The sequence below is a fragment of the Pseudomonas fluorescens genome (genome assembly GCF_004683905.1).
Classification (GTDB): Bacteria; Pseudomonadota; Gammaproteobacteria; order Pseudomonadales; family Pseudomonadaceae; genus Aquipseudomonas; species Aquipseudomonas putida_A.
The window spans coordinates 4636617-4649182 of the sequence record NZ_CP038438.1; the positions used below are offsets into that span (position 1 = coordinate 4636617).

The window sequence follows — 12566 nt, forward strand, 5'->3', positions numbered from 1 at the left end:
GCTCTTTCATAAGTCATTCATTAACAATGGAATGTGGCCATGCACTGATCTATGTCAGCTGATTGAACAGACAACAGATCTACGCTGTGAACTCTTCTCTCCTGCAATGGAGTCATGCAATGTCTGAAGCTCCCGGAAAACTACGACTCGGTGCATTGGTTGCCTTGGTAGTCGGCTCAATGATTGGTGGCGGGATATTCTCTTTGCCACAAAACATGGCCGCGAGCGCCGACGTCGGCGCGGTACTGATTGGCTGGGCCATCACCGCTGTCGGCATGCTCACCCTCGCTTTTGTCTTTCAAACCCTCGCCAATCGCAAGCCTGACCTGGACGGCGGTGTCTACGCCTACGCCAAGGCCGGATTCGGCGATTACATGGGTTTCTCGTCCGCCTGGGGTTACTGGATCAGTGCCTGGCTGGGCAACGTTGGCTACTTTGTTCTGTTGTTCAGCACCCTCGGGTATTTCTTTCCGATTTTCGGCGAAGGCAACACGGTAGCGGCGGTGATCGGCGCCTCGGTGCTGCTGTGGGCCGTGCACTTTCTGGTACTGCGCGGGATAAAGGAAGCGGCGTTCATCAACCTGGTGACCACCGTCGCCAAGGTCGTGCCGCTGCTGCTGTTCGTGCTGATCGCGGTATTCGCCTTCAAACTGGACATCTTCACCGCCGACATCTGGGGTGTGAAAAACCCGGATCTGGGCAGCGTGATGAACCAGGTGCGCAACATGATGCTGGTCACCGTGTGGGTGTTCATCGGCATTGAAGGCGCGAGCATCTTCTCGGCCCGGGCGGAAAAACGCTCCGACGTCGGCAAGGCCACCGTGATCGGTTTCATCACCGTGCTGCTGTTCCTGGTGCTGGTCAACGTGCTGTCGCTGGGCATCATGACCCAACCGGAACTGGCCAAACTGCAGAACCCGTCGATGGCTGCCGTGCTTGAGCACGTGGTCGGTCACTGGGGCGCGGTGCTGATCAGCGTCGGTCTGATCATCTCGCTGCTGGGCGCGCTGCTGTCGTGGGTGCTGCTGTGTGCGGAGATCATGTTCGCCGCCGCCAAAGACCACACCATGCCGGAGTTCCTGCGCAAGGAGAACGCCAACCACGTACCGGTCAATGCGTTGTGGCTGACCAACGCGATGGTTCAGTTGTTCCTGATCATCACCCTGTTTTCGGCCAGCACTTACCTGTCGCTGATCTACCTCGCCACTTCGATGATTCTGGTGCCGTACCTGTGGTCGGCGGCCTACGCCCTGTTGCTCGCCGTACGCGGCGAAACCTACGAAGGCTTCGCCGCCGAGCGCCGCAAGGACCTGATCATCGGTGGTATCGCCCTGATCTACGCGGTCTGGCTGCTGTATGCCGGTGGGGTCAAGTACCTGCTGCTCTCGGCCCTGCTGTATGCCCCCGGCGCGATCCTGTTCGCCAAGGCCAAGCTCGAACTCAAACAAGCGGTTTTCACCAACGTCGAGAAGCTGATTTTCGCCGCGGTGGTCGTCGGTGCCCTGGTGGCAGCCTACGGTCTCTACGACGGCTTCCTGACCCTGTAATTGCCCAAGTTTTTACCTCTGGAGGATCACTGCAATGACCACGGAAAAAGTTAAGTACGGCGTCCATTCCGAAGCCGGCAAACTGCGCAAAGTCATGGTTTGCTCCCCAGGTCTGGCCCACCAGCGGCTGACCCCGAACAACTGCGACGAACTGCTGTTTGACGACGTGCTGTGGGTCGCCCAGGCCAAGCGCGACCACTTCGACTTCGTGACCAAAATGCGTGAACGCGGGATCGACGTGCTGGAAATGCACAACCTGCTGACCGACATCGTCGCCATCCCGGAAGCGCTGGACTGGATCCTCGAGCGCAAGGTCACTGCCGATTCGGTGGGCCTGGGCCTGATCAGCGAAGTCAAATCCTGGCTGAAAAGCCTTGAGCCACGGCACATCGCCGAATTCCTGATCGGTGGCGTGTCCGCCGACGATCTGCCGGACAGCTTTGGTGGCAAGACCATCCAGATGTTCCGCGACTTCCTCGGCCACTCCAGCTTTATCCTGCCGCCGCTGCCGAACACCCAGTTCACCCGCGACACCACTTGCTGGATCTACGGTGGCGTGACGCTGAACCCGATGTACTGGCCGGCGCGCCGTCAGGAAACCCTGCTGACCACTGCCATCTACAAATTCCATCCGCAATTCACCAACGCCGATTTCGAGATCTGGTACGGCGATCCGGACAAGGACCACGGCAGCTCGACGCTGGAAGGCGGCGACGTGATGCCGATCGGCAACGGCGTGGTGTTGATCGGCATGGGCGAACGCTCATCCCGACAGGCCATCGGCCAACTGGCGCTGAACCTGTTCAAGAACAAAGCCGTGGAGAAAGTCATCGTCGCCGGCCTGCCGAAGTCCCGCGCCGCGATGCACCTGGACACCGTGTTCAGTTTCTGCGACCGCGACCTGGTGACGATTTTCCCGGAAGTGGTGAACCAGATCGTCGCGTTCACCCTGCGCCCTGACGAAAGCAAACAGGGCGGCATCGACATCCGCCGCGAAGAAGGCAGCTTCCTCGACACCGTGGCCAAAGCCCTCAACCTGTCGAAGCTGCGCGTGGTGGAAACCGGCGGCAACAGCTTCGCCGCCGAACGCGAGCAATGGGACGACGGCAACAACGTGGTGGCCGTGGAACCGGGCGTGGTCATCGGCTACGACCGCAACACCTACACCAACACCCTGCTGCGCAAGGCGGGCGTGGAGGTCATCACCATCAGCGCCGGCGAACTCGGTCGTGGTCGCGGCGGCGGCCACTGCATGACCTGCCCGATCATCCGCGACCCGATCGATTACTAAACGACCATCTCCCCGGCCGCACTCACCCTGTAGCGGCCGGGCCGATTACCGAATCCAAGGAGAATCATCATGGCGTTCAACATCCACAACCGTAACCTGCTCAGCCTGGAACACCACACCCCACGTGAGCTGCGTTATCTGCTCGACCTGTCCCGCGATCTGAAACGCGCGAAATACACCGGCACCGAACAGCAACACCTCAAGGGCAACAACATCGCCCTGATCTTCGAAAAAACCTCGACCCGCACCCGTTGCGCGTTCGAAGTGGCGGCGTACGACCAAGGCGCCAACGTCACCTACATCGACCCGAACTCGTCGCAGATCGGCCACAAGGAAAGCATGAAAGACACGGCCCGCGTGCTGGGTCGCATGTACGACGCCATCGAATACCGTGGTTTCAAACAAGAAATCGTCGAAGAGCTGGCGAAGTTCGCCGGGGTGCCGGTGTTCAACGGCCTGACCGACGAATATCACCCAACGCAAATGATCGCCGACGTGCTGACCATGCGTGAACACGCCGACAAGCCGATCCACGAAATCAGCTACGCCTACCTCGGCGACGCGCGCAACAACATGGGCAACTCGCTGCTGCTGGTCGGCGCCAAGCTCGGCATGGACGTGCGCATCTGCGCGCCGAAAGCCCTGTGGCCGCATGACGATCTGGTCGATCGCTGCAAGAAATACGCGGAAGAATCCGGCGCGCGCATCACCCTGACCGAAGACCCGAAAGCCGCAGTCAAAGGCGTCGATTTCATCCACACCGACGTCTGGGTGTCGATGGGCGAGCCGGTTGAGGCATGGGCCGAACGTATCCAGCAACTGCTGCCGTACCAGGTCAACAAAGAGCTGATGAAAGCCACCGGCAACCCGCGCACCAAGTTCATGCACTGCCTGCCGGCGTTTCACAACAGCGATACCAAGGTCGGCAAACAGATCGCCGAACAGTATCCGCACCTGGCCAACGGCATCGAAGTCACCGACGACGTGTTCGAGTCGCCCGCCTGCATCGCCTTCGAGCAAGCGGAAAACCGCATGCACACGATCAAGGCGATCCTGGTCTCGACCCTGGCTGATCTGTAACCGGAATAGCTCCCACTGAAGGAACCGGCTCCAAATGTGGGAGCGGGCTTGCTCGCGAAAGCGGTGTGTCATTCAACAGAGATGTCGACTGATCCGCCGCCTTCGGGAGCAAGCCCCCTCCCACCAAGGCCCCCGGTTCCGGCAGTGCGACCGAGTCGTTTGCCATTCCTCTGTTTTAGAAGGACATGCACCATGCGTATCGTCGTAGCTCTGGGCGGTAACGCCCTGCTCCGTCGTGGCGAGCCGATGACCGCTGACAACCAGCGCGCCAACATCCGCATCGCCACCGAGCAAATCGCCAAGATCCATCCCGGCAACCAACTGGTCATCGCCCACGGCAATGGCCCGCAAGTCGGCCTGCTGTCGTTGCAGGCAGCGGCCTACACCTCCGTCACCCCTTACCCGCTGGACGTGCTCGGTGCCGAAACCGAAGGCATGATCGGCTACATCATCGAACAGGAACTGGGCAACCTGCTGGACTTCGAAGTGCCGTTCGCCACCCTGCTGACCCAGGTTGAAGTCGACGCCAAGGACCCGGCCTTCCAGAACCCGAGCAAACCGATCGGCCCGGTCTACGACAAAGCCGAAGCGGAAAAACTCGCCGCCGAGAAAGGTTGGGCCATCGCTCCGGACGGCGACAAGTTCCGTCGTGTGGTGGCCAGCCCACGGCCAAAACGCATCTTCGAGATCCGTCCGATCAAGTGGCTGCTGGACAAGGGCAGCATCGTCATCTGCGCCGGTGGCGGCGGGATTCCGACCATGTACGACGAGCACCGCAACCTCAAGGGCATCGAGGCGGTGATCGACAAAGACCTGTGCTCGTCGCTGCTCGCCGAGCAACTGGAAGCCGACTTGCTGGTGATCGCCACCGACGTCAACGCGGCGTTCATCGACTACGGCAAGCCGTCGCAGAAAGCCATCGCCGAAGCCCACCCGGATGAACTGGAACGCCTCGGTTTCGCCGCTGGCTCCATGGGGCCGAAGGTGCAGGCAGCCTGCGAATTCGCGCGTCATACTGGCAAGGTCGCGGTGATCGGTTCGCTCGCGGACATCGAAGCGATCGTCCAGGGCACTGCCGGCACACGCGTCAGCACGGCGAAGCCGGGCATCAGCTATCGATAATTAGAAACTCAAGGGCAGGCCCAGGGGGCTGCCCTTCTCCCATGCCTTGATCAGGAGAAACCCATGGCCATATTCAACCCCGGTCATTTGCACATCGAGCGACATGCGTTGACGCCAGATGACGTCAGTTACGACCTGTGCCTCGACTATGAAGTGTTCACCGATCCGCAAAAAGGCAAAGGGATACAGTTCACCCTGCACGGCAATATGCAGGGCAAGGACATGAAGGAAGCGTTTTTCCTGCCCAAGGAAGAGGCTTACAACTTCGCCCGCGACGTGACCCGGATTGCCGAGAAATACGGGATTCCAAAGGCTCACAGCCAGATCGGTTCGGTGCACAAACATTACGATCTGATGTTTGAGGACATCCGGCAGAAGTTGAATATGCAATCCGGGGATCCGGTTAATCCCGAGCATTTCGAGTAACCCCAAAAGCCCCCTCACCCTAACCCTCTCCCAGAGGGAGAGAGGACTGACCGAGTTGCTCGCTCAAGGTACACCGACCTGAAATAGCGAGCCGAACTCAAGTTTTGAAAAGCCCCCAATCTGCTCCCTTTCCCCCTCGCCCCTCTGGGGAGAGGGCTGGGGTGAGGGGTAGATCTCCAGCACGACAACAATCTCAAGATTTCACCCCAGTCCCCCATCAAGGCATACTTGCCCCCCTCCGCATTCCAGAACACTGAACCGCCCCATGCGTATCCACGTCAGCTTCATCGACCGCGTCGGCATCACCCAGGAAGTCCTGGCTATCCTCGGTGGGCGCAATCTCAATCTGGATGCGGTGGAGATGATTCCGCCCAACGTCTACATCGATGCACCGACCTTGAGCCCGCAAGTGCTCGAAGAGCTCAAAGATGCGTTGTTCCGGGTGCGCGGCGTGGAGGCCGTGGTGGTGGTCGACATCCTCCCTGGTCAGCGTCGGCACTTGCAGCTCGATGCGCTGCTCGCGGCGATGACCGATCCGGTACTTGCCCTCGATAGCGCCGGCAAGGTGCTGCTGGCCAACCCGGCACTGATTGCGCTGTACGGGCGTGAACCGGCGGGGGAAAGTGTCTCTGAGCTGTTCAACGATCCCGGCCTGCTGGAAACCCTGCTCGAACAAGGCTTCCGCCTGCCGCTGCGTGAGATCACCGTCAATGGCCAGACCCTGCTGCTCGACGCCACACCGATCACCGACGCCGGCGCGCTGCTGACCCTTTATCAGCCAAACCGCATCGGTGAACAGCTCTCGGCATTGCACCATGACCACGCCGAAGGCTTCGATGCGCTGCTCGGCGAATCCCCGGCGATCCGCACGCTGAAGGCCCGCGCGCAACGAGTCGCAGCCCTCGACGCACCGCTGCTGATTCAAGGCGAAACCGGCACCGGTAAAGAACTGGTGGCCCGCGCTTGCCACGCGATCAGTGCGCGGCACAGTGCGCCGTTTCTCGCGCTGAACTGCGCGGCGCTGCCGGAAAACCTCGCCGAGAGCGAACTGTTCGGCTACGCCCCCGGTGCCTTTACCGGCGCGCAACGTGGCGGCAAACCGGGGCTGATGGAACTGGCCAACCAGGGCACGGTGTTTCTCGACGAGATCGGCGAGATGTCGCCGTACTTGCAGGCCAAGTTATTGCGCTTTCTGAATGACGGCAGCTTCCGTCGGGTCGGCGGTGATCGCGAGGTGAAGGTCAACGTGCGGATCCTCAGCGCCACGCACCGCGACCTGGAAAAAATGGTCAGCGAAGGCCTGTTCCGCGAAGACCTGTTCTACCGCCTCAACGTGCTCAACGTTGAAGTGCCGCCGCTGCGTGAACGCGGTCAGGACATCCTGCTGCTGGCGCGTTACTTCATGCAGCAGGCCTGTGCGCAGATTCAGCGCCCGGTCTGCCGCCTCGCGCCCGGCACCTATCCGGCGCTGCTCGGCAACCGCTGGCCGGGCAACGTGCGGCAGTTGCAGAACGTGATCTTCCGCGCCGCGGCGATCTGCGAAAGCAGCCTGGTCGATATTGGTGATCTCGACATCGCCGGCACCTCGGTGGCGCGGCAGACCGACAGCGACGTCGACAGCCTTGAACAAGCCGTCGAATCCTTCGAAAAATCGCTGCTGGAAAAACTCTACGTCAGCTACCCCTCAACCCGCCAACTGGCCAGCCGCCTGCAGACTTCGCACACGGCAATCGCCCATCGCCTGCGCAAGTACGGCATCCCCAATAAACCGTAAGCCGCACGCGGTCAAAAATGTGGGAGCGGGCTTGCTCGCGAATGCGGTGGGCCATTCAACAGTGATGTCGACTGACCTGACGCTTTCGCGAGCAAGCCCGCTCCCACAGGGGGTTCATGTGACGGATTCGAAATCCGTTCAAAACCGACCTCCATCTGTACTGAAAGCGCTACAGCGGAACGATATCGATACACCATCCTCCGACCGCCGCTGCGCAAGGCTTTGATCCGCTTCAGCTTTTCTCCCCGCCCCAAGCTGTAGCGATTTCGCTACAGAAGCCCCATGCCCATCACAACCAGAAACATATAACTATTTGATTTATATAGACAAATACAATCTGGCCGCGTTCTTGCTAAGTAACCGCTCATAAAATCAGGGCTTTCATGCCCAAGCCTTCCACCGCGTCCACCAGACGAGTCTGGCCCCCTTAGGAGTTTCCATGAGCGAGTTGCGTTTTACTGAAGATCACGAATGGCTGCGCACCGAAGCTGACGGCAGCGTTACTGTCGGCATCACCGCTTTCGCGCAGAACGCTTTGGGCGACGTGGTGTTCGTGCAACTGCCTGAGCTGCAGGCTTACGAAAAAGGCGCCGAAGCCGCCACCGTGGAATCGGTGAAAGCCGCCAGCGGCGTGTACATGCCGCTCGACGGTGAAGTTGTGGAAGTGAACCCGGCACTGGACGGCAGCCCGGAACTGGTCAACGAAGATCCGCTGGGCGAAGGCTGGTTCTTCCGCTTCCAGCCAAGCGACGCCGCCGCTGTCGGCAAACTGCTCGATCAAGACGCCTACGACCGCCTGATCAAAGCCCAAGCCGAAGCCTGAGGAGTAACGACATGACCCAAGTAAACCTCAGCACTGCCAACGAATTCATCGCCCGTCACATCGGCCCGCGCGCCGGTGACGAGCAAGCCATGCTCAACAGCCTCGGCTTCGACTCGCTCGAAGCGCTGAGCGCCAGCGTCATCCCGGAAAGCATCAAGGGCACCAGCGTGCTCGGCCTGGACGACGGCCTGAGCGAAGCCGATGCACTGGCGATGATCAAATCGATCGCCGGCAAAAACCAACTGTTCAAGACCTACATCGGCCAGGGCTACTACAACTGCCACACGCCGTCACCGATCCTGCGCAACCTGTTGGAAAACCCGGCCTGGTACACCGCTTACACCCCGTACCAGCCGGAAATTTCCCAGGGCCGTCTCGAAGCGCTGCTGAACTTCCAGACCCTGATCAGCGATCTCACCGGCCTGCCGATCGCCAACGCTTCCCTGCTCGACGAAGCCACCGCCGCTGCCGAAGCCATGACCTTCTGCAAACGCCTGAGCAAGAACAAGGGCAGCCATCAGTTCTTCGCCTCGATCCACAGCCACCCGCAAACCCTCGACGTGCTGCGCACCCGTGCCGAGCCGCTGGGCATCGAAGTGGTGGTTGGCGATGAGCGTGAACTGAGCGACGTCACGCCGTTCTTCGGCGCGCTGCTGCAATACCCGGCGAGCAACGGTGATGTGTTCGACTACCGCGAACTGACCGAGCGCTTCCACGCCGCCAACGCGCTGGTGGCCGTGGCTGCTGATCTGCTGGCCCTGACTTTGCTGACCGCTCCGGGCGAGTTCGGCGCCGACGTCGCCATCGGTTCCGCGCAACGCTTCGGCGTGCCGCTGGGCTTCGGTGGCCCGCACGCGGCTTACTTCTCCACCAAGGATGCGTTCAAGCGTGACATGCCGGGCCGTCTGGTCGGCGTTTCGGTTGACCGCTTCGGCAAACCGGCCCTGCGTCTGGCGATGCAGACCCGCGAGCAACACATCCGCCGCGAGAAGGCCACCTCGAACATCTGCACCGCACAAGTGCTGCTGGCCAACATCGCCAGCATGTACGCCGTGTACCACGGCCCGAAAGGCCTGACCCAGATCGCCAACCGCGTGCATCACCTGACCGCGATTCTGGCCAAGGGCCTGAGCGCACTGGGCGCTCAAGTCGAGCAGACAAGCTTCTTCGACACCCTGACCATCGCCACCGGCGCACACACCGCCGCGCTGCACGACAAGGCGCATGCCGCGCAGATCAACCTGCGGGTGATCGACGCCCAGCGTCTGGGCCTGTCGGTGGACGAAACCACCACTCAGACTGATATCGAAACCCTGTGGGGTCTGTTCGCCAACGGCAAGGCCCTGCCGGACTTCACTGCACTGGCTACTTCGGTGCAAAGCACCATCCCGTCCACGCTGGTACGCCAATCACCGATCCTCAGCCACCCGGTATTCAACCGTTATCACTCGGAAACCGAGCTGATGCGCTACCTGCGCAAACTGGCGGACAAGGACCTGGCACTGGATCGCACCATGATCCCGTTGGGCTCGTGCACCATGAAACTCAACGCCGCCAGCGAAATGATCCCGGTGACCTGGGCCGAATTCGGCGCCCTGCACCCGTTCGCCCCAGCAGCGCAGAGCGCCGGCTACCAGCAACTGACCGACGAACTGGAAGCGATGCTCTGCGCCGCCACCGGTTACGACGCGATCTCGCTGCAACCGAACGCCGGTTCGCAAGGTGAGTACGCAGGCCTGCTGGCGATTCGCGCGTACCACCAGAGCCGTGGCGACGAGCGCCGCGACATCTGCCTGATCCCGTCGTCGGCCCACGGCACCAACCCGGCCACCGCCAACATGGCCGGCATGCGCGTGGTGGTGACCGCGTGCGATGCGCGCGGCAACGTCGATATCGAAGACCTGCGCGCCAAAGCCATCGAGCACCGCGAACACCTCGCGGCGCTGATGATCACCTACCCGTCGACTCACGGCGTGTTCGAAGAAGGCATCCGCGAAATCTGCGGAATCATTCACGACAACGGCGGCCAGGTGTACATCGACGGCGCCAACATGAACGCGATGGTCGGCCTCTGCGCGCCGGGCAAATTCGGCGGCGACGTCTCGCACCTGAATCTGCACAAAACCTTCTGCATTCCGCACGGCGGTGGCGGCCCGGGCGTCGGCCCGATCGGCGTCAAGTCGCACCTGACCCCGTTCCTGCCGGGTCACGGCCAGATGGCACGCAAGGAAGGCGCGGTCTGTGCGGCGCCGTTCGGCAGCGCGAGCATTCTGCCGATCACCTGGATGTACATTCGCATGATGGGCGGCGCCGGTCTGAAGCGTGCTTCGCAACTGGCGATCCTCAATGCCAACTACATTTCCCGTCGCCTCGAAGAGCACTATCCAGTGCTGTACACCGGCAGCAACGGGCTGGTGGCGCACGAATGCATCCTCGACCTGCGTCCACTGAAAGACAGCAGCGGCATCAGCGTCGATGACGTTGCCAAGCGCCTGATCGACTTCGGTTTCCATGCCCCGACCATGTCGTTCCCGGTCGCCGGCACGCTGATGATCGAGCCGACCGAAAGTGAATCCAAGGAAGAACTGGACCGCTTCTGCGACGCCATGATCCGCATCCGCGAAGAAATCCGCGCGGTGGAAAACGGCACGCTGGACAAGGACGACAACCCGTTGAAAAACGCCCCGCACACTGCTGCGGAACTGGTCGGCGAGTGGACCCACCCGTACAGCCGTGAGCAGGCCGTTTATCCGGTAACGTCGTTGATCGAAGGCAAATACTGGCCGCCGGTCGGTCGTGTCGACAACGTGTTCGGCGACCGCAACCTGGTCTGCGCCTGCCCGTCGATCGAAAGCTACGCTTAACCGAAGGAGGGGCAGGTTTACCTGCCCCGATTTTCAGCAACACCATAGATCCCAATGTGGGAGCGGGCTTGCTCGCGAATGCGGTGTATCAATCGCCATCAATGTTGCCTGACACACCGCATTCGCGAGCAAGCCCGCTCCCACAGGGGATTTGTGTCCAGCCTCGAGCTTGCGCCAATTCCTATAACAAGAAACCGGAGAACCACTCATGTCGTTAAGCGTGTTCGACCTGTTCAAGATTGGCATCGGCCCTTCCAGCTCCCACACCGTCGGCCCGATGCGTGCCGCTGCGCGCTTCGCCGAAGGCCTGCGCCGCGATGACCTGCTGTCGGCCACCAGCACCGTCAAAGTCGAGCTGTACGGCTCGCTCGGTGCTACCGGCAAGGGACACGGCAGCGACAAAGCCGTGCTGCTTGGCCTTGAAGGTGAACACCCGGACACCGTCGATACCGAAACCGTCGCCGCACGCCTGCAGGATATTCGCGGCAATGGCCGGCTGAATCTGCTCGGAGAACACAGCATTGCGTTCAACGAGAAAGAACACCTGGCGATGATTCGCAAGCCGCTGGCCTATCACCCCAACGGCATGATCTTTCGTGCCTTCGATGCGGCAGGTATTCAGATCCGCAGCCGCGAGTACTACTCGGTGGGCGGTGGTTTTGTGGTCGATGAAGACGCGGCCGGGGCCGACCGCATCGTTGAAGACGCCACCCCACTGACCTTCCCGTTCAAAAGTGCCAAGGATTTGCTCGGTCACTGCGCCACCTACGGGCTGTCGATCAGCCAGGTGATGCTGACCAATGAAAGTGCCTGGCGCCCTGAAGCGGAAACCCGCGCCGGTCTGCTGAAAATCTGGCAAGTGATGCAGGACTGCGTCGCCGCTGGCTGTCGCAACGAAGGCATTCTGCCGGGCGGGCTGAAGGTCAAACGCCGGGCGGCGGCATTGCATCGGCAACTGTGCAAGAACCCGGAATCGGCGTTGCGTGATCCGCTGTCGGTGCTCGACTGGGTCAACCTGTACGCCCTGGCGGTCAACGAAGAAAACGCCAACGGTGGTCGTGTAGTCACCGCGCCGACCAACGGCGCGGCGGGCATCATCCCGGCGGTGCTGCATTACTACATGCGCTTTATCCCGGGTGCGAACGATGACGGCGTGGTGCGCTTTCTGCTGACCGCCGCCGCCATCGGCATTCTGTACAAGGAAAACGCCTCGATCTCCGGCGCCGAAGTCGGCTGTCAGGGCGAGGTCGGTGTGGCCTGCTCGATGGCCGCCGGCGCGTTGTGTGAAGTGCTCGGCGGCAGCGTGCAGCAAGTCGAGAACGCGGCGGAAATCGGCATGGAACACAACCTCGGCCTGACCTGCGACCCGATTGGCGGGCTGGTGCAGGTGCCGTGCATCGAGCGCAACGCCATGGGCTCGGTGAAGGCCATCAACGCGGTGCGCATGGCCATGCGCGGTGACGGGCAACACTTCGTCTCCCTCGACAAGGTCATCCGCACCATGCGCCAGACCGGCGCCGACATGAAAAGCAAATACAAAGAGACCGCCCGCGGCGGTCTGGCAGTCAACATCATCGAATGCTGATTTATGTCCTCTCTTTGGGAGAGGACCGCACTTAGCCCCCTCTCCCTCGGGAGA

Annotated in this window: 9 protein-coding genes; all 9 read left to right on the forward strand. The window is 61.3% G+C overall.

All coding sequences use genetic code 11. From position 1 onward, the window contains the following. Positions 1-119 precede the first annotated feature (119 nt). The 9 genes from arcD (at position 120) to E4T63_RS21445 (ending at position 12512) form a co-directional block, all read left to right on the forward strand. Entirely contained in the window at positions 120-1547 is a 1428-nt protein-coding gene (gene arcD / locus E4T63_RS21395) for an arginine-ornithine antiporter (RefSeq protein WP_135296417.1), read from the forward strand. A 34-nt stretch (positions 1548-1581) separates the two neighbouring features. Next, positions 1582-2838 (forward strand): arginine deiminase, encoded by a 1257-nt coding sequence (gene arcA, locus E4T63_RS21400; RefSeq protein ID WP_041068607.1) that lies wholly within the window; start codon positions 1582-1584, stop codon positions 2836-2838. Positions 2839-2907: 69 nt separating this feature from the next. Beyond that, complete coding sequence (locus E4T63_RS21405; RefSeq protein WP_003227481.1) at positions 2908-3918, forward strand: ornithine carbamoyltransferase; 1011 nt, start codon at positions 2908-2910, stop codon at positions 3916-3918. A 192-nt stretch (positions 3919-4110) separates the two neighbouring features. Then, positions 4111-5040, forward strand: coding sequence for a carbamate kinase (arcC, locus tag E4T63_RS21410; protein ID WP_135296418.1), 930 nt, complete (start codon positions 4111-4113; stop codon positions 5038-5040). A 63-nt stretch (positions 5041-5103) separates the two neighbouring features. Next, positions 5104-5466: a DUF5064 family protein gene (locus E4T63_RS21415; RefSeq protein WP_041068604.1), complete on the forward strand. Its 363-nt coding sequence runs from the start codon at positions 5104-5106 to the stop codon at positions 5464-5466. 265 nt (positions 5467-5731) lie between these two features. Further along, positions 5732-7240 carry a sigma-54-dependent transcriptional regulator gene (locus E4T63_RS21420; protein WP_027612544.1) on the forward strand — a complete coding sequence of 503 codons (1509 nt, stop codon included), beginning with the start codon at positions 5732-5734 and terminating at the stop codon, positions 7238-7240. Positions 7241-7679: 439 nt separating this feature from the next. Continuing rightward, the gene (gene gcvH / locus E4T63_RS21430) at positions 7680-8063 is read left to right on the forward strand and encodes a glycine cleavage system protein GcvH (protein WP_027612543.1); all 384 of its coding nucleotides are present in this window, start codon (positions 7680-7682) and stop codon (positions 8061-8063) included. Positions 8064-8074: 11 nt separating this feature from the next. Further along, positions 8075-10927 (forward strand): aminomethyl-transferring glycine dehydrogenase, encoded by a 2853-nt coding sequence (gcvP, locus tag E4T63_RS21435; protein ID WP_135296420.1) that lies wholly within the window; start codon positions 8075-8077, stop codon positions 10925-10927. 208 nt (positions 10928-11135) lie between these two features. Continuing rightward, on the forward strand, positions 11136-12512 hold the full coding sequence (locus E4T63_RS21445; RefSeq protein ID WP_027612541.1) for an L-serine ammonia-lyase: 1377 nt from the start codon (positions 11136-11138) through the stop codon (positions 12510-12512). Positions 12513-12566: the final 54 nt, after the last annotated feature.